Origin of the sequence: Pantoea sp. BJFS-204 (genome assembly GCF_049310725.1) — a bacterium.
Taxonomy (GTDB): Bacteria; Pseudomonadota; Gammaproteobacteria; order Enterobacterales; family Enterobacteriaceae; genus Pantoea; species Pantoea agglomerans.
Genome location: NZ_JBMOWE010000004.1, coordinates 71,748 through 89,680, shown reverse-complemented (window position 1 = coordinate 89,680; position 17,933 = coordinate 71,748). Strand labels below are relative to the sequence as shown.

Here is a 17,933-nt window from a genome sequence, read left to right as displayed (position 1 = left end):
CCTTTAGTACTACCTGAATCTACGATTAAATTAATGCTGCAAATATAACGGCATAATGGTCGTAGTTGTGCCCTTAACCAGCAATATTTCTGTGATATGTTTAATCAGTAACTTTCTGCCACGTGAGTCTGATTATGCTCTCCACCCTTATTTACCGTAGCCAGCTTGCGGGTTCTGTCTCGCCAGAGAGATTGAAAGCGCTGGTGGAGCGCGCCAGTATCAAAAATGCTGAGGCTGAAGTCACCGGGATACTGCTCTATGACGGACAGCACTTTTTTCAGGTGCTGGAGGGTAGCGTCGACAACGTTCACACGGTTTTCCAGCGTATCAGTCAGGATGAGCGGCATTTTAACCTGATTGAGCTGATGCGGGATTACGCCCCTGCGCGTCGCTTCGGTCATGCCGGTATGGCCTTATTTGATTTACGTGATTATCAGAAACACACCGTAGTGGATGCCCTGCTTAAGCGGGTTACCCTGAGTGATGAACGGATCAGAGATGACCGGGTGGTGAAGTTCCTGCGTTCTTTCGTCGAGGGGCGGGATAAAGAGACGTTTATCAAAATTGATCCTGCCAGTCAGTGGACGCTGACAACACCCGTCACCTCCGAATCTCAGCCAGCCTGGCAACCGGCACCGGGTCAGCGTTGTGAATTTGCGCTACAGCCTATTGTGGATACAGCGAATCGCCGGATTGTCTCTTGTGAAGCCTTGATACGTGGCCAGCACGGCGCATCGCCCGCTGATTACTTTTCGCAATTGCCAGAAAGCGAGCGCTATCAGGGCGATCTGCACTCTAAAACCTACGCTTTCCAGCTGGCCAGGCATCTGGGGTTGCGCGAGCAAACGCTCTCCGTCAATCTGCTGCCCATGTCGCTGGTGGTAATCGATGATGCTGTTGAACATCTTATCCAGCAGATCAGGCAGCAGGGATTGCGACCAGAGCAGGTGGTGGTTGAGGTGACCGAAGATGAGATCATCTCGCGCTTCGACGCATTCCAGTTTGCTGTCCAGCAGTTGAAAGCGGCCGGGATCAGCCTGGCGCTCGATGATTTTGGCGCCGGCTTCGCTGGCCTGTCGCTGTTAGCCGATTTCCAGCCCGACAAAGTGAAAATCGATCGCAAGCTGATCACCGATATCCACCGCAGTGGCCCGCGTCAGGCGATAGTGATGGCCATCATTAAATGCTGTCAGGCACTGGAAATTACGGTCATTGCGGAAGGGGTTGAAAAAATTGAAGAGTGGCTCTGGCTGGAAGGTGCCGGGGTACGCTATTACCAGGGCTTTCTGTTTGCCCGTCCAGCCCTCAATGCCCTGCCTGCAGTAAGCTGGCCAGCACGACGCCCGGAATAGACCCCGCCGTGATAATCCCCTTTCCTTCCCTTTTGCCCATAATTTGATGCGGCTCACACCGCTTCGCTGCAAAAGGCAAAAGCTGTGCCATGCTTGATTCATCTGACAGCCTTCAGGCAATACAGATATTCATCAGGTCACTGGATAACAACCGGAAATGGGAGAGTCACCATGAACGAAGATCGCATTGGCGGTAACTGGAAGCAGTTCAAAGGTAAAGTTAAGGAAAAATGGGGTGATCTTACGGATGATGATATGACCGTTGTAGAAGGGAAGCGCGATCAGCTGGTCGGTAAAATTCAGGAACGCTACGGCTACGAGAAAGATCGTGCCGAAAAAGAAGTGAAAGAGTGGGAAGATTCCAACAAGTACCACTGGTAACGTGTGCTTAATCGCCGGGCGTCTCTGCGTCCGGCATCTGCCCTGTACCCCTGTTTAATCCCCCGCACCCACTGCCATCTCAGCACACGATACACCGGCAGATTTTGGAAATGATTGTTTCTTTATTTATTCCTGACGCGCATACTGCGTCATCTTCCCTGTTCATGGGATCTCAATGCCTTTCGGATATCAATTATGCCCCAGCACTCTACCGACACCGTATGTGGTCTCGTCGGTGTTCTTCCTGAAACTCTGCGCCGCTGGCGCCGTGCCGGGCTGATAACGCCGCCTGGCCCTGCTGGTTACTCAGATAATCAGCTTACGCGTGCGCTCTGTGTGCGTGAAATGACCTCAGGGGGTCATACGCTCTTTGATATCCATACTGCATTTAACTGGCCCAGCGTTACGCTGCCTGGCGGCTGGGCCTGTCGGGAAGAGGATATGTTGCATCTGCTGGCGCATAACACGGACGCAGATGTTGATCGCGAACTACAGATGATGAATACCGACTATTGTGGTGATGATTATGTTAATCGCTACCTGCGGCCGCTCAACCTCTGGCTGCGCACTGACCTCAGCGAAGGTGCGGCGCGGCGCCAGCAGCGCTTTCATTCAGCGGTAGTCAGTCAGTGGGAGCGCCTGGCGCTGGCCTCACAACGACGCAGCACCGTACCGCTGTTTCTTGAAGCAGTCAGTGTCACAGATGAAACCGAGATCTGGATGGAAGCGATACGGCTTAACGGACAGGGCTTTCGGGTTGAAGTTGCAGCAGATGCGTCAGGTATCCCCGCCGTGGCGCAACGCCGCTTTGAGCATCATCTGATGTGGTGTGGTGATGGTATCAGTGCATCGATGAAGGCTGCATTTCACTCCAGTCTTGAGGCGGGTGAACCGATCATGCTGACCGGAACGAATACCGGCTTACCGTCGCAAATCAGCCTTATGGCAGCCAGCGCCTGAACTCTTTTGACTTTCTTACCTGCCAGTGAATAAAAAGGCGGAAACAGCCTGTGCCGTTTCCGCCCTGTTCATATTACTGATGTTCAAGAGTACGTTGACCGCCGATCGCAATCGGGATACGGCGCGGTTTCTCGCTCTCCGGTATTTCCTGGATCAGATCAATGCTAAGCAGACCTTCCGCCAGGCTGGCTCCGGTGACCTTCATGTGCTCTGGAATGGAAAAGCTCAGCTGGAAATCGTGTCGGGAAATGCCGCGGTGGATCCAGCTGGTGTTCTCTTCCCGGGCCTCGCCAGACGCTTCCTGTGACGGTTTCTCTCTGTGACCGGCCACTGAAAGCCGTCCGCCTCGTAACTCGATCTCCAGTTCATGCTCTTTCCAGCCAGGTACACTGACGGTCAACGCATAGCGATTATCCTCTACCCGCTGCAGATCGTAAGCGGGAACCGACGTTACCGGGCTGTCGCCAGTAAGCTGACTGAACAATTTATCGATGCGATTAAAGCGGTCTGAGAAGACTGAATCAGACAGCGAAGGGAACACTGAAAATTGTTGTACTGACATGGTGATAATCTCCTGAACAGGTTCATCCAAAAGTTCATCTGATCGGGCTCATATTTCCGATCATCTCCATAAATAGGGATCAGTAGTCAGTTTTCAAGTTGGTAAATATAATTTTTTTACCGTTATCAGACAGCCGGTTACCACAGAAATAAATTTCAGGGTATTAACGCAGCCGTTACTTTTTGCTCTGAGGTGCAAGAGCAAAATGGGGATGACAGCCAGCCAGTAATAACAGCAACTCATATTCTCCCTGACTTAATAGTGTCGGGTTACCTGCGGCTTCTTTGGTTTGCCAGACGCGCAGGCTAAGGTCAAAACGCTCAGCAGCGCTCTGCTGTGAGAGCCCGGCGGCAAGACGAAGTTCACGCACATTACTCTGGACGACCACAGGCGGCCTGGGGGGACGATTCACCAAACAAAGACTCCTTCAACATGATTAAACCGCAAAGGCACAGCGCTTCACCATCAATAAAAGCGAAGCAACCTGAGAGCGGCCATAACGAAAAGACCACAGAATAATTGACTATTTTAAATAAATGTCAAATTTCAGGTTTAAAAATTATGCATGATTTTTTATAAGCGAAGCGGCATATTTCGCCCTGACGGAGACTTTTCTATTTCCATAGAGTGCTTTATTCCTCCTGCCAGGAATTATCCTGTTATTTGCCTTAAGGGCCATTCAGGGATTATTCCGCTACCTCAAGCGCCCTTTCTTCATCAGGATAGAGGTATAGCCTGAGGGTCATGTTCAGGCAGAATCATTGAAAAAGAGGAGGATAATGAATGAAAAATCCTATCCAGCGTCGCTCGCCCGACGATCTGTCGCAGGTGGAAATTCGTGAACAGTGGCAAATCACCTACTGGACCCAGGAACTGAGGACAACACAGGAAAGGCTGACACGCGCGATCCGCGAGCGAGGGCCGCGGACCGAACAGGTTCGTGACTGGCTGGAGCAAAACCCGCCGCCACGTCGTCCGACACAATTCACACACGGCATGAAAGGTTAAACTGATTACTGTCTGAAGCGACACGTTACTGGCAGTCTTGCGGTGGATTGACCTATAGCAGTCAGGAGTACACTGACAGGTCATATCTGCCGGTCTTCATTTTTTCAGGCTTTTACCTGTATTTTTAATAGGTTATCTTCCTGAGCAATCAGCGGATAGCGATCCGTCTCTGGCTGCAGACCTGTTTAATTGTAAAACTGACTTAGAAATAACATTAACCACCCTGAATGCTTATTCATCTCCTGACGGAAAATAAACATTAACAACCGTAAAAACCCTCTCCTAACTATATAAAATGTACAAATGTAAATAATCAGGCGCATCTTCGATTAAATTTTCGAATCGTAACAACCCCTTTAATGCGTTAAAGAAAATATTAAGAGACACCCGCTGCATAGTCCCTTATTATCCAGTTGAAAATTAAAAATCAAGCCATAATTCCTGCCGCCCGAATCACATTTCGCTCCGGACAGTTTTCTTTTTTCGCTCCGTAATCAGCCGGTGCGGGGGTTCTACACACATGTTAAACAATTTAAACGGCGACAATGAGCGCCGCAGCCGCGCCTTACAGGCGTTGCGCGACCCTGATGAAAGCCGCGATGAAGTTCTCCGGAAGTTTGTCCGGTTAGCCAGTCAGGCCCTGGGTATCCCGGGCAGCTTTATATCGGTGCTGGATGATGAGTTCCAGACCGTTCGGGCATCACACAATTTTGAACTGCAACGCTCAACGCGTGCGGATTCACTTTGTCGTCACGTGGTTGATAGCGACAGTGCGGTGATCGTCCCTGATACTTATTACGATGCGCGTTTTGTCACGCATCCCCTGATCACTGGCTCACCCTTTATCCGCTTTTATGTCGGTGTGCCACTGAAAACACGCGATGGTATTATTCTGGGCACACTATGTGTGACCGACACCGAACCGCATGCGTTTCCCAGTGACCAGGTGACGACCTTAACGCTGCTCTCTACGCTGGTAATGTCTTTTCTTGAAGCCTGGCACTCGGCGGGTTTTACCGATCCGGTGACCGGGCTGCCTAACCGTCAGCGCCTGATACGTGATTTGCAATATCTTGCCGTTGCCGGCGATACCACGCCACGCCGTCTGGTTCTGATTGATTGCATCGATATGTCGCGCGCTTATGAACTGGCCCGCACCATGGGAATGAGCCCGGTTGAGAGCCTGCTGAAAGATATGGCCACTCTGCTGCCGCTACGCCTGCGTCCGGCGGTTGGGGAGATGATCTATACGGTGGCCACCGGCCGCTTTGCTATCCTGACCCGAGCGGATAGCCGACTCAGTGCCGCGTGGGTAGCCGGTCGTCTGGAAGGTATCAGTGCGGACATGGATGAAGGTCTGTCAGTCGCGCTGACTCCCCATACCGGTGAGGCTGACTTTGTCGCTGGCAGCATGCCAGCATCTGAAATATTAGGCCGTGCGGTCAGTGCGCTGCATGAAGCGGTCGGCCGCGGCCTGCCCTCTCAGCGCTTTGACGCTGAGGCTGAAACGCAGCGTTCAGAAGATTTCCTGCTGATGACCGATCTTAAAACGGCATTACGCGAGAACACCGGGCTGTATATGGTCTATCAGCCGAAAATTTGCCTGCAAAGTGGTAAACCCGTGGGTCTGGAAGCGCTTATCCGCTGGCAACATCCCAGCCGGGGCGAGCTTTCACCTGCCGCCTTTATCCCGCTGGCTGAGCAGACCGATCTGCTCTCTGTGCTGACAGCCTGGATTATCGATCGGGCGGTTGAGCGCCTTAGCCGGCTGAGGAATAACTGCATCCAGCTGCCGCTAACGATAAACGTCAGCGTACGTGACTTTGCGCGCGAGGGGTTCGCTTCAGCGCTGGAAAGTAAGATGGTCAAATCTAAGCTCCCAACCTCTCTGCTGGGAATCGAATGTCTGGAAACCGAACGTATCCTTGAAAGCCCGGCCGCCCTGCGCGGGCTGGAGATGCTCAGAGCACGAGGATTCACTATTTCACTCGATGATTTCGGTTCCGGCTACAGCAATATCAGTTATCTGCGTCGCATGCCGCTTGATGTGATTAAGCTGGATCGTTCCCTGATCAGTGAGCTTTCCTCTGACACGGCTTCACGCATCATTGCACGCAGCATCATCGCCATGCTTAAAGAGCTGGACTATACCGTGGTGGCAGAAGGGGTTGAGTGTCCGGATGCAGTAACATCCCTGACCGAGTATGGCTGCGATCAGGCTCAGGGCTATTTCTATTCGAAGCCGTTGAACGAAGAAGCATTGGATCACTGGCTGCACTGGAAGCTGCGTGGCGAGTGTCATTAATCTGGAGCTGGCGCAATCTGATATCAGATTGCATTTTCAGCTATCAGATCGAGCTCTGATATTCCCTATAAGTCATATTCAAAATATTTGATCAATATCAGCAAAAGTTAGCTATATCAGTCTGGCGAGATCGCGCCTATCATTCATTCCATCGAGGCAAAACGCCTCTCCCTGACTGAAATACGCTAAGGAATTGACCATGAAATCCATCAAAACTTTCGTTGCTGTTACTGCACTCTCTCTGATTTCATTCGGTAGTTTTGCCCAGACTATTACCGCTACCGCGTCTACCCTGGATGCTGCTGAAGCGAAAGTCGCGGCACAGGCCAAAGATGCAGGCGCATCCTATAAAATTACCGGCGCACGCGTTGATAATCGTGCTTATGTCTCTGCTGAACTGATCAAATAACATTTCCCCCTTCAATACGATGAGGCTGCCACTACGGCGGCCTTTTTTATTATGCAGGAAGCATGAGTTCGTCTGCTCAGGTTCAGCGTCTCTGATCCCATTACGATTGTTGGAACCGTGCCCCACAATTTGCCGTTTCGCTTATTGTCACCTGCCGTGGTGCAGTCTGTGCGACAGTGAATAAGGAGAGATGAAACATTTTTTGAACAATGCTAGCGTGTGCGCAACAATCTTATAAAACGGAGCTGCACATGCTGACTACCATAATATACCGCAGCCATATTTCAGATGACTTTCCCATCAGAACCCTGCCCGCGATGGTCGACAACGCCAGCAAAATAAATGCGGCTCACGACGTGACCGGCATATTATTATTTAACGGTACCCATTTTTTTCAATTGCTTGAGGGTCCGGAAGCGGGCATTCAGGCAGTCTATCAGAGAATTTGTGCAGATCGACGGCACCACAATGTGGTGGAGCTGATGCGCGACTATGCGCCTTACCGCCGCTTTGGTAATGCGGGCATGGCACTCTTTGACCTGCGAGAACACGATCGCTCATCGCTCCTGCAGGCCGTGCTGGATAAAGGGACGTCAAAATATCGTCTGACCTATGATGATCGGGCACTGCAATTCCTGCGCACGTTTGTAGAGTCTCGTGAGAAAGAGAACTACTACGAGGTCCTCCCGCCGGGTTACTGGGAGTTTATTTCTGAGCACAATGATGTGCCGGACTCCCGTCCGGAGACAGAAGGCGTCAGCTTTCGCCCGGTGGTGGATCCCCTCGCTCGTCAGGTCACAGCGATTGAAGCGACCACTCTGCGACCTGCTCCCGCCGACGACATCTCAGGCGATCAGCTTTATGTTAACGATCTGGCAACCGTGAAAAAGACGTTTGCCCATGCTGGCCTGGTCTGCCCGGACGGTATGACACTGTACGTCAGCCTGCTGCCTATGACGCTGGTGGTGATACCCAATGCCGTCGATCATATTGTGACCGCTATTCAGCAGGCGGGACTGGTTCCTGAACAAGTTGTTGTTGGCGTGAGTGAGACCGCAGTGATCTCGCAGCTGGAAGCGTTCTCTGAAGCCGTACGCGCGCTAAAAGCGGTCGGAATCAGTCTGTCGATCGACAATTTTGGTGACGGCTCCGCGGGATTGTCCTTGCTGACTCACATTCAGCCCGACCGCATTCGTATTGATGCCGGTATCACCCGCGATGTTCATCGCAGTGGGCCAAAGCAGGCGGTGGTTCAGGCGATTATTAAATGCTGTTCCGCGCTGGAAATTACCGTCATCGCGGCAGGGATCGTACAGGCAGAAGAGTGGATGTGGCTGGAGGCTGCAGGTGTGATCAACTTCCAGGGCACGCTGTTCGCAGCCGCAGGGCGCTATGAAGCACAATCCGTTGCCTGGCCGGAATACCGGGAGGCGATGTAACACTCTCTGTCCCAACGGTGATAAAGCGGTACGTCAGCGCGAGGCCGCTTTCTTCACCGATGTCCTGCAGAGCAGTATCATAGCCGCAGCGGCCCCGCTAAACACCTCCCCTCCCCCGCGCCCCCATCGGACCCGTTCTTGTGACAGGGATAAAGGCAGCGCCTTCCTGATGGTTCCGGCCATGCCTCAATCTCTGTACTCATTCTGGCTTAGCTCTATTTGATAACCACTGTAGCGAGTAAAGTTACCTGTTTAACTCTTCCAGTAAGCAAATCAGTGGCGGATCCTTCTTTAGGATCAAACTTCATCGCCTATCCACTGTAGTGAGTAAAGTAACGATATTCAGGGTTCGGAAACCACTGTAGCGAGTAAGCAGAGCAAGTAAATCGTCATCCGTCCTTCTAAATTGCAGCGCGAAGGCGCATTACCCTTTGTTTCAGGTACGCCAGGTACGGTTTCATTCAGTCATAACCACTATAGCGAGTAAAAAACCGATCTCCCTCTCAACAATGAATTTTGACCCTTGATTGCAGAATCCGCCCTGTGTGGGGCCTCGCAAAGGTGCTTTTATGAATGCAGCTAAGCTCTAAAACTGCAAAAATCTGAAGCACGGCACACCGTTTAACGGCTGTGGCGAGTAACCATTTTTAAGTGTGGGCATTTGGCAATTTAACAGGAAGTCTTTTACTGACAGTGCAATAAATGATAGTGAGTGCTTACTATATTTAAGGTAACCACTATATCGAGCATAGGCCAGTGACAATAACAACCACTATAGCGAGTATGCTCCCCATTTCTGCTCCCAATTAACAACCACTGTAGCGAGAATATCGCATTCATCAGCGCCAGTATCCGATCATTAACTGAACGCTTTAGCGATAAAACAACCTGATAACCACTGTAGCGAGTAGTTTACCCACCCTGGATGGACAAAAGGGAGATGAAAAAGCGCGGTAACGGAGGAGATAACCACTATAGCGAGTAGAGTACTGACACCGATTCCCCTGCACAGCCTGCGTGAATACTTCATGACGGGCGTACTTTCTGTGCTGTGATCAGGTAAGTAACCACTATAGCGAGTGAACATTGGGTCTCATTCTGGCTATTACGCTTTTTGAGACAGCTCTTCCGGGAGAGACTAACCACTATAGAGAGTAAACACAGCACCGGACTCAATTCAGGTCCTGCCGATGGAGAGTGATGAATAGCGCGATTAGCCCTGTTCAGACAGGCGTTACGTATGTTGCTGTCGTGCTGGTAACCACTATAGTGAGTAACGTTACTCGCTACAGTGGTTATTGCGTTTCAGCCCGGCGTTCCCGATAAGAGATTGAAAGCGGAGTAGCATGCTAGCAGAAAGCGTGTCATTGCTTCTTCTGCTTCCTGATTTTGTTCAGTAGCTCTTTTTCTTCACGCGAGACCATCACCAGCTCACTGCTATCCTCTTCAATCACCGGTTCAGGCAGGCTGACGTCAATTACGTCGGAATCGATATCAAGATCGTCAAACTCATCCATCTCATCATCGATCAGGCCTGACTTACTGAGCGGCAGTTCGGCCGGGCGCAGCTTAGGATGACGATAATGAACCCAGAAGTAGACTGATGAGCCACGTCGGGTTTCGGTGTAGTCGAGATAGCCGATCTCTTTTAACTGCTCCATGGCCTTTCTGACGGTGGCATTCTGGGTAATCACACGCGATGTCAGGTTAAGTCTTGCGCGCAGACGCGCCATAGATATCGGCGCAGGCTTCGGCGGAAGGCTTTCAATGAAGGTGTAGAGCGCCTGAGCAGACTCTTTGCGTGCCAGCTCATTGATGGCTTTAAGCTGCAGCAGAACCTTTCTGTCGAACTGATACAGCTCAAAGATCTTGGGATCGGCCTGCAGCGTTACCGTGTCCTTCTTGATGCTGTATTTCGCAGACTGCACCAGATGCGTCGTGTAGTTCTCTCCGCCCTTACTGGTAAAAGTCAGGGTGTTAGAGGCAATACGCGTCAGCGAAGCATCCAGACGGCTCCTGAGCTTCGAGGAGAGACGCACTGAGGGTATGCCGCATAGTTTGGCAAATTCAACGAAAGAGAGCGTTACCGTGTCTCCCAGACACTCATGCGTAGCGAATGCACGAATGATCCCGACCCAGGTTTTGAAATCATTATCCATATCCAGGCGGGCACCCAGAATCTTAATGTTGTCATAGCCTTCTGACCTGACCAGGGATAACTGTTTAAGATCCTGGGTCACATCCATGGCGTTCATCTGGTTTTTCTGACTGCGCGCTGTGGATTTTAACGTCGGAACAAATAAACCGAGTCGCATCAATGCTACTGGCTGGACGGTGTTGTTACTGTTGGGGGTAAGAGTAACAACTTCACCTGTACGTTTATCTGTTTCGCTAAACGCATCAGCTATGTTCAGGATATCTGGTTCTTTTCTTGGCATTAGGAAGATCCGTGATGTGAACAGGCGAGAGCCGCTGTTACTCGATACAGTGGATACTATCACTCACTACAGCGGTTAATCTACTTACCATAGTGGTTATTTCTCTCGATATAGTGGTTGTTTTACTCGTTATAGTGGTTAGCGACCCGGCTTTAACGTAGTCATACCGTGGCCTGAGGCGATGCTGGGATCTTTAAGGAACTTGATAAGGATCTTAAATGGATCTGTTATTGGATCTATTCAGTGGATAACCTGAGAAAACTAACTGAAAAAGAGTCGAGCCACCGCCCTCCCCCTTTACTGGATCTCACTCTTTCATCGCAAGCACCCTGGAAGAAGCCGTCATCTACGCATAATCAGGGTTATGCACACCGATTCAGGCCAATTACTCGCTATAGTGGTTGTTGAGTACTCGCCAGCGCGGTTGCTTTTCTCGCTATAGTGGTTGTTATACTCGTTATAGTGGTTATTCTTCTCGCTACAGTGGTTACTGACCCCCTTCCAGGCCTTGTGTCACAAGGCTTCAGACGCTGCAGGGATCTGTTAAGGATCTCAATTTGATCTATTGAGGATCGACCAATTGGATCTGGCCTGTGGATAACGGGGATAAAACACACAAAACAAAGAATTAGCTGAGAGTCCCAGTCAGAAGTGATTTTCACCTTCAGTTCTGAATGTGCGGTTTATCAGAAGCACGACTGAGAAGGTCTTTTACTGCTAAAACGATCTAACGCTGAGCATAGGTAAGACTGGAATGTTGCATACACCTATAACCATTAAATCTTTAGGGTTATAAGTTTAAATCAGGCCTCAGAAAATCGGTCAGTGAAAATACAGAAAACTCACCATGATGTTAATCGCCTATCTATTTGATAAATAATGGATTATTTTTTATTTTCATGATGAAAACACCATAAGATTCTTACTTAACGTAATATCTTTGTTATGTCAGTACTCAGAATCTGTCAGACATACTAAAAAGGCACTTAAAATAACTTTCCCGGAAGAAGTTAATAAGGCACCAGTGAAGGAACAACAGGAACAACAGGAACAACAGGAAGAACAGGAAGAACGACAGTAAGAAAAATGCGTTCGGCATAATAACTTAAACTAATAAATAGGCTTAGCGTGAATGAAGTAATTTCAGGAATGTAAGAATGATATGAAGATGAAAAGATTGTATCGGGAGCTGAATCAAGCACAGTAGAGCGTTAATTCTGACTGTCCGGCATAGCTACATTATGGTGACTTGCCCCAATTAATATTGCTCTAAGCCTTGCCGCATTAAGCCTGTTCTCTACTCCTACTCCTACTCATGCTCTTAAATCGGCAGTCTTAACTCTTCGATGATTTTGATTCGTGACATCACATAATGATGAAGGGAATTAAATCCCTCTCTTTTCTGGATTAAGCCTTGCAATAAAAACCCTATGCGGAAAACGCCTGACATTATGTTGACAGGCAGCAACGCAGATTATGAACGCTACATAATGACAAGGCATAAAAGGTATAGATTTGGAAGCAGTGATCTTAATTTAGCAATGATAGCGGTAACGATTACTTGCGTACTTTACCGTTATGCATACTCCTTCAGGTTCAAAAGCACTGTAATAGCTTCTGAGTAAAACTCTACGTCAGCAGTAAATGTTGAGTGAAAGTGCATTAATCCTGGAAATTTTTCACCAGGCCATTTCACGCTTAATTAAATGATTTATAATAACTTTTATTGAATTTTCATGCTGAAAACACCATTAAAAAAACACGAAAACAATTTAACGAGCAACCTGCAGACTGGCAGATGATTTATCAGAATCGGAATGCACCGCTCCGAATCATTAGCCCTTAAAATATTCGTTTAATGTCGCCATTTTAAGTTATCTGTCTCAACCAGCCTGTAAGACAAAAAAGCAGAGCGATTCACTTTCCAGTGATTCACAAAAGTAATGCTGCTTGCATCTCACCATCGCGGAGAAAAAATCCAGGTTTTTGGCATTTTTCTAAAAAATTGGCAGATATGTGCTTTTTGTGTAGTATGCAAAAAACATTAACGCAGAGGGGCTTATGAAGCGTGATTATGGTGGAGTGCTGGAAATGGCCACACGTGCCAATTCCATGTTACATGGACTGAGTAACCATATTGAGCAGCAGCGTCAGGAATTTAACCAGACCGGTTTTTACCAGACCTTCTCCCGGAATGCTGTCGCCAACATGCCATTGCTGAGTAAGCATGCTGTTGTCGCCGCAATTGGTGATATGGAAGCAGCAGGTTATCAGTTTGGGAAAAAACAGACCGGCAGCACCTCACAATATGCCCTGACTATACAGAATGTGGTCGACATCTATCAGCATCGTAAAGTACCGAAATATCGCGATCGGCACGATGGCCCCTTTGTCGTATTCGTTGTCAGCCTTAAAGGTGGTGTCTCAAAAACAGTGAGCACAGTCACGCTGGCCCACGGTATGCGTGCACATCCTTCTATGTTACATAATGACCTGCGTATTCTGGTTATCGACCTGGATCCACAGGCATCAAGCACGATGTTCCTGAGCCATACCAACAGTGTCGGTTCAGTTCTGGAGACGGCAGCGCAGGCGATGCTGAACGATCTGGATGCAGACCAGCTTCGTAAGCAATTCATTAAACCTACTGTCATGCCCGGCGTTGATGTGATCCCAGCCTCTATCGACGATGGTTTTGTTGCAAGCGACTGGGAAGAGCTGGTTGCTGAGCATCTGCCAGGCGTTGCGCCTTCGGAAGTACTACGCCGCAACGTGATTGATCGTCTGGCGGGTGACTACGATTTTATCTTCCTTGATACCGGACCTCACCTTGATTCATTCATGCTGAATGCAATTGCGGCCAGTGATGTACTGCTGACGCCGACGCCCCCGGCACAGGTCGATTTCCACTCCACCATGAAGTATCTGACGCGTCTGCCTGAAATGCTGGAGCGTATTGAGTCCGAAGGCATTGAGCCACGGCTTAAAGCCAATATCGGCTTTATGTCCAAAATGACCTCTAAACACGATCACCTGACTTCGCAAAGCTATGCCCGGGAAGTGTTTACTAAATCGATGCTGGACTGCAGCCTGCCGCGACTGGATGGATTTGAACGCTGCGGCGAATCCTTTGATACGGTGATCAGTGCCAATCCCTCCTCTTATCCGGGCAGTGCGGACGCTCTGCGCAAAGCTAAATATGAAGCCGAGCAGTTCTCAAGGGCTGTGTTTGACCGCATTGAATATATCAGGAGTACCTTGTGAGCAAACCTATACAGCGCATCGGGCGCAAGTTTGGTGATTCTGCTATCGCAAACATGATCGACAGCAGCAGCCAGTCGCGCACATTTACGCTGAAGTCGGGCGCGAAGGCCACCTTTGTGCGCCAGCTAATCCTGCATGATGATATTGAAACCAGAACCAGCGTTGACCCAAAAATCAACGGACGTGACCAGAGCACGCTGACGCCGGAATCGCTTCAGGAGATCACCCGTACTATTACGCTGCAGCAATTTTTTCCGGCTATTGGTCGTGTCAACGGTGACCGGATTGAAATCATGGATGGTTCGCGCCGCCGCGCCGCATGCATTCTTACCGGTGCCAGTCTGGAAGTACTGGTCACCGCTGATGAACTGAGCCTTAGTGATGCGCGTCAGCTGGCTGCGGACATTCAGACAGCAAAAGAGCATAACCTGCGTGAATTAGGCCTGCGCTTTATGCTGATGAACGAAAATGGCATGAGCAAAACAGAGATTGCTAAAGCAGAAGGCATCTCAAACGCAAAGGTCTCACGTGCGTTCCAGGCCGCAGCCGTACCCGCTGAATTTATTGAACTCTTTCCGGTCGTATCAGAGCTGACACTTCAGGATTACCAGCTACTGCTCGATGTCTGGGAAGAGGCGAAAGCGGAAGCGGTTGATGTCACCGCGCTGGTCAGCGATATTAAGCAAACGCTGAAAGCTGATGATTCCCTGCTAAGCGCCAATGCGGATGAGAAGAAGAGCGCGATTCTTAACGGCTTTAAAAACGCCCGTCGTCAGTTAAAAAAACCTGCACCCGTCAGCAAGACGGTGACGGAAAAGCTGGCTACTTTTACCACAGCTAATACCTATGCGCGTCGTAAAACTAATGATGAGAAGCGCACTGTGCAGTATGAATTCAGCCGTCTGCCAAAAGAGATTGCTGAACAGATCGACGCGTCAATCAGACAGATACTCTCCACATTAAAATAATCCTCTTTACGTTTTTGATACCAGAACCGGCCTCTGTGCCGGTTTTTTTATTCTTTCCTCCACCGGCCTCCCGACAGTGCAATCCGCATCTTATCTCTTCGCCTGATAACGACTTCTGTTAATTACGCATCATTTCCGCAGGGTAATACTTGAACTCAGCACGGTTTATCGCTATAGCTAAAACGGTTTAGCTATCAGGTTTAATCAGAGGAGTTTTTTATGTCTGTACGCGTATGGTGCCTCGGGGATGCCGTGGTTGATTTGCTTCCCGAAATGCCGGGTCGCCTGATGCAGTGTCCGGGTGGGGCGCCCGCCAATGTCGCCGTTGGAGTTGCCCGTCTGCAGGGAAACAGCGCTTTTATCGGGCGGGTAGGGGATGATCCCTTTGGTGAGTTTATGCGGCAAACGCTCATTGAAGAGAAGGTTGATACCCGCTACATGATCGCTGATACGCAGCACCGCACTTCAACCGTGGTGGTCGGATTGGATGACCATGGCGAACGTTCCTTTACCTTTATGGTGAGGCCGAGTGCTGACCTGTTTCTTGAGGTGCAAGACCTGCCCGTATTCCGGCACGGGGAGTGGCTGCACTGCTGTTCGATTGCCTTATCAGCTGAACCTTCACGCACGGCGACCCTGACTGCCATGGAGCAGATCCGGGCAGCAGGCGGGCATGTCAGTTTCGATTTAAATCTGCGTCATGACCTCTGGCCCGATCCGGAACTGCTGCATGCGGTGGTGAACGAGGCGCTGAGCCATGCGGACGTGGTTAAACTGTCCGACGAGGAACTCAATTTTCTCTGTCCGGATCAGGAACCGGCTATCACCATGCCGCAGCTGGCAGTGCGATTCAGCATAAAATTATTGCTGGTCACGCGGGGCAGGGAAGGTGTGATCGCCTGCTATCAGGGCCAGCTATACCACTATGCTACTTCGCCCGTGGCCAGCATCGACACCACGGGCGCAGGTGATGCCTTCGTGGCCGGATTACTCTGGGGGCTGGCTAAGTCGGGTCTTCCTGCCGATGAATCGCAGCTGGCCATCTGCCTTACCAGTGCACAACGCTGCGGTGCACTGGCAACCACGGCTAAAGGGGCCATGACAGCACTTCCGCGGCTCCACCAGCTGGACGACCTGCCAGGCTGATTATCTTATTGCCCCTGTTTTGGGAGCTATCTCACAATCACTAAACCGGTTTAGCAATTTTCATTGCGCAGGGAAATTACCCGTGGCTATGATTTGCGCCTAAACCGGTTTAGCAAAAAATCCGGTGATGATAGCCTCTCTTCAGGGACATAAAAAAATGAAAAAAAGCACGTTAGCAGTGAGTCTCTCAACGATATTACTTTCCACATCAGTCTGGGCCGACTCCAGTATGAGCAGCATTGAAGCACGCCTTGCGGCCATGGAGCAGCGACTGCAGGCAGCCGAGCAGCGAGCGAATGCAGCGGAAACCCGCGCACAGGTCGCGGAGAAACAGGCACAGATGGCTGAGAAGCAGGCACAGCAGCTGGCTGCCGTGCAACAACAGACCCAAAACTCCACCGCTGAGGTCGCGCAGCGCACCGCGAAACTGGAACAGAAATCAGCCGATGAAGGTGGCTTCGAGTTCCACGGTTATGCCCGTTCAGGATTGCTGATGAACAGCTCGGCCGCCAAAACTCAGGGTGGCCCGACCGTTACCCCTGCCGGGGAAACCGGCGGTCACGTTGGTCGCCTTGGTAATGAACCGGATACCTACGTTGAGCTCAACCTCGAACATAAACAGACGCTGGACAACGGCGCGACCACCCGTTTCAAAGCGATGCTGGCCGATGGACAGCGCACCTACAACGACTGGACAGCCGCCAGCAGCGATCTCAACCTGCGTCAGGCGTTTGTCGAGCTCGGGCAGCTTCCCACCTTCAGCGGCGTATTCGATAACGCCACGGTCTGGGCCGGTAAGCGTTTTGATCGCGATAACTTTGATATTCACTGGATCGACTCCGATGTGGTGTTCCTTGCCGGTACCGGTGCCGGTATTTACGACATGAAATGGAGCGATCAGGCGCGCAGTAACATTTCCCTTTATGGTCGTACCTTTGGCGACATTGAAAACAATGAAAACACTGCGCAGAACTACATCCTGTCGCTGAATAACTTTGTCGGGCCGGTACAACTGATGGTCAGCGGTATGCGGGCCAAGGATAACGACGATCGCCGTGACATCGACGGCCTCAGAGTCAAAAGCGATGCGGCAGAAACCGGCGTACATGCGCTGCTTGGCCTGCATAACGACAGCTTTTATGGGCTGAGAGAAGGCACGTCGAAAACTGCACTGCTTTATGGTCATGGACTGGGCGCAGAGGTGAAGTCGATTGGTTCTGATGGCGCACTGTTGCCGGAAGCGGACACCTGGCGTCTGGCGAGTTACGGTATTACCCCGCTGGGCGGCGGCTGGCACATTGCACCTGCTTTACTGGCTCAGCGTAGTGACGATCGTTACGTCAAAGGTGACAGCTATGACTGGGCGACAGTCAACCTGCGGCTGATTCAGGAAATCACCCAGAACTTTGAGATGCAGTATGAAGGCTCTTATCAGTACATGGATCTGCGTCCCGAAGGCTACAACAACCGTAATGCGGTCAGCGGCAGCTTTACCAAACTCACCGTTGCGCCAACCCTGAAAGCCGGTGATGTCGGTGACTTCCTCAAACGTCCGGAAATTCGTCTCTTTGCAACCTGGATGAACTGGGATCACCGGCTGGATAACTATGCCAGTGACGACGCTTTCGGCAGTAAAGGATTCGATGCCGGTGGCGAATGGAACTTCGGCGTACAGATGGAAACCTGGTTCTGACCGGGCGG

At 50.5% G+C, this 17,933-nt stretch carries 14 protein-coding genes; 11 read left to right on the top strand and 3 right to left on the bottom strand.

Annotated features, from left to right (window positions below; genetic code table 11):
• Nucleotides 1-134 precede the first annotated feature (134 nt).
• From ACO6VX_RS13580 to ACO6VX_RS13570, 3 genes are all read left to right on the top strand, one after another.
• Complete coding sequence (locus ACO6VX_RS13580; RefSeq protein ID WP_010256973.1) at nucleotides 135-1,352, top strand: diguanylate phosphodiesterase; 1,218 nt, start codon at nucleotides 135-137, stop codon at nucleotides 1,350-1,352.
• 171 nt (nucleotides 1,353-1,523) lie between these two features.
• The gene (locus ACO6VX_RS13575) at nucleotides 1,524-1,733 is read left to right on the top strand and encodes a CsbD family protein (protein ID WP_010256969.1); all 210 of its coding nucleotides are present in this window, start codon (nucleotides 1,524-1,526) and stop codon (nucleotides 1,731-1,733) included.
• A gap of 195 nt (nucleotides 1,734-1,928) precedes the next feature.
• Nucleotides 1,929-2,693 carry a MerR family transcriptional regulator gene (locus ACO6VX_RS13570; protein WP_010671952.1) on the top strand — a complete coding sequence of 255 codons (765 nt, stop codon included), beginning with the start codon at nucleotides 1,929-1,931 and terminating at the stop codon, nucleotides 2,691-2,693.
• Nucleotides 2,694-2,766: 73 nt separating this feature from the next.
• Here the strand turns inward: ACO6VX_RS13570 and ACO6VX_RS13565 are convergent, their stop codons facing one another.
• The gene (locus ACO6VX_RS13565) at nucleotides 2,767-3,255 is read right to left on the bottom strand and encodes an Hsp20 family protein (protein ID WP_010256958.1); all 489 of its coding nucleotides are present in this window, start codon (nucleotides 3,253-3,255) and stop codon (nucleotides 2,767-2,769) included.
• A 175-nt stretch (nucleotides 3,256-3,430) separates the two neighbouring features.
• On the bottom strand, nucleotides 3,431-3,670 hold the full coding sequence (locus ACO6VX_RS13560) for a hypothetical protein (protein WP_022624236.1): 240 nt from the start codon (nucleotides 3,668-3,670) through the stop codon (nucleotides 3,431-3,433).
• Nucleotides 3,671-4,038: 368 nt separating this feature from the next.
• Here ACO6VX_RS13560 and ACO6VX_RS13555 point away from each other — a divergent pair, with 368 nt between their 5' ends.
• From ACO6VX_RS13555 to ACO6VX_RS13540, 4 genes are all read left to right on the top strand, one after another.
• On the top strand, nucleotides 4,039-4,263 hold the full coding sequence (locus tag ACO6VX_RS13555; protein WP_010256955.1) for a DUF3606 domain-containing protein: 225 nt from the start codon (nucleotides 4,039-4,041) through the stop codon (nucleotides 4,261-4,263).
• Nucleotides 4,264-4,783: 520 nt separating this feature from the next.
• Nucleotides 4,784-6,568, top strand: coding sequence for an EAL domain-containing protein (locus ACO6VX_RS13550; protein ID WP_422431617.1), 1,785 nt, complete (start codon nucleotides 4,784-4,786; stop codon nucleotides 6,566-6,568).
• 199 nt (nucleotides 6,569-6,767) lie between these two features.
• The gene (locus ACO6VX_RS13545) at nucleotides 6,768-6,977 is read left to right on the top strand and encodes a YdgH/BhsA/McbA-like domain containing protein (protein WP_010256949.1); all 210 of its coding nucleotides are present in this window, start codon (nucleotides 6,768-6,770) and stop codon (nucleotides 6,975-6,977) included.
• A gap of 251 nt (nucleotides 6,978-7,228) precedes the next feature.
• Nucleotides 7,229-8,416, top strand: a complete 1,188-nt coding sequence (locus ACO6VX_RS13540; RefSeq protein ID WP_010256946.1) for a diguanylate phosphodiesterase — start codon at nucleotides 7,229-7,231, stop codon at nucleotides 8,414-8,416.
• A gap of 1,364 nt (nucleotides 8,417-9,780) precedes the next feature.
• Here ACO6VX_RS13540 and ACO6VX_RS13535 read toward each other — a convergent pair.
• On the bottom strand, nucleotides 9,781-10,854 hold the full coding sequence (locus tag ACO6VX_RS13535; protein WP_010256943.1) for a RepB family plasmid replication initiator protein: 1,074 nt from the start codon (nucleotides 10,852-10,854) through the stop codon (nucleotides 9,781-9,783).
• Between the two features lie 2,061 nt (nucleotides 10,855-12,915).
• On the opposite strand from ACO6VX_RS13535, the gene ACO6VX_RS13530 reads away from it, so the two are divergent.
• From ACO6VX_RS13530 to ACO6VX_RS13515, 4 genes are all read left to right on the top strand, one after another.
• Nucleotides 12,916-14,118, top strand: a complete 1,203-nt coding sequence (locus ACO6VX_RS13530; protein WP_010256940.1) for an AAA family ATPase — start codon at nucleotides 12,916-12,918, stop codon at nucleotides 14,116-14,118.
• Nucleotides 14,115-15,086 (top strand): ParB family protein, encoded by a 972-nt coding sequence (locus tag ACO6VX_RS13525; RefSeq protein ID WP_422431612.1) that lies wholly within the window; start codon nucleotides 14,115-14,117, stop codon nucleotides 15,084-15,086. Before ACO6VX_RS13530 ends, ACO6VX_RS13525 begins: the two co-directional genes overlap by 4 nt.
• 219 nt (nucleotides 15,087-15,305) lie before the next feature.
• Nucleotides 15,306-16,232 carry an aminoimidazole riboside kinase gene (locus ACO6VX_RS13520; RefSeq protein WP_022624231.1) on the top strand — a complete coding sequence of 309 codons (927 nt, stop codon included), beginning with the start codon at nucleotides 15,306-15,308 and terminating at the stop codon, nucleotides 16,230-16,232.
• A gap of 157 nt (nucleotides 16,233-16,389) precedes the next feature.
• The gene (locus ACO6VX_RS13515; protein ID WP_422458180.1) at nucleotides 16,390-17,925 is read left to right on the top strand and encodes a carbohydrate porin; all 1,536 of its coding nucleotides are present in this window, start codon (nucleotides 16,390-16,392) and stop codon (nucleotides 17,923-17,925) included.
• Nucleotides 17,926-17,933 lie beyond the last annotated feature (8 nt).

What these genes read in the sequence shown, in the direction of transcription:
- ACO6VX_RS13535 (WP_010256943.1), bottom strand. Translation starts at nt 10,854, where the DNA reads ATGCCAAGAAAAGAACCAGATATCCTGAACATAGCTGATGCGTTTAGC.
- ACO6VX_RS13575 (WP_010256969.1), top strand. Translation starts at nt 1,524, where the DNA reads ATGAACGAAGATCGCATTGGCGGTAACTGGAAGCAGTTCAAAGGTAAA.
- ACO6VX_RS13520 (WP_022624231.1), top strand. Translation starts at nt 15,306, where the DNA reads ATGTCTGTACGCGTATGGTGCCTCGGGGATGCCGTGGTTGATTTGCTT.
- ACO6VX_RS13550 (WP_422431617.1), top strand. Translation starts at nt 4,784, where the DNA reads ATGTTAAACAATTTAAACGGCGACAATGAGCGCCGCAGCCGCGCCTTA.
- ACO6VX_RS13530 (WP_010256940.1), top strand. Translation starts at nt 12,916, where the DNA reads ATGAAGCGTGATTATGGTGGAGTGCTGGAAATGGCCACACGTGCCAAT.
- ACO6VX_RS13565 (WP_010256958.1), bottom strand. Translation starts at nt 3,255, where the DNA reads ATGTCAGTACAACAATTTTCAGTGTTCCCTTCGCTGTCTGATTCAGTC.
- ACO6VX_RS13545 (WP_010256949.1), top strand. Translation starts at nt 6,768, where the DNA reads ATGAAATCCATCAAAACTTTCGTTGCTGTTACTGCACTCTCTCTGATT.
- ACO6VX_RS13555 (WP_010256955.1), top strand. Translation starts at nt 4,039, where the DNA reads ATGAAAAATCCTATCCAGCGTCGCTCGCCCGACGATCTGTCGCAGGTG.
- ACO6VX_RS13580 (WP_010256973.1), top strand. Translation starts at nt 135, where the DNA reads ATGCTCTCCACCCTTATTTACCGTAGCCAGCTTGCGGGTTCTGTCTCG.
- ACO6VX_RS13540 (WP_010256946.1), top strand. Translation starts at nt 7,229, where the DNA reads ATGCTGACTACCATAATATACCGCAGCCATATTTCAGATGACTTTCCC.
- ACO6VX_RS13570 (WP_010671952.1), top strand. Translation starts at nt 1,929, where the DNA reads ATGCCCCAGCACTCTACCGACACCGTATGTGGTCTCGTCGGTGTTCTT.
- ACO6VX_RS13515 (WP_422458180.1), top strand. Translation starts at nt 16,390, where the DNA reads ATGAAAAAAAGCACGTTAGCAGTGAGTCTCTCAACGATATTACTTTCC.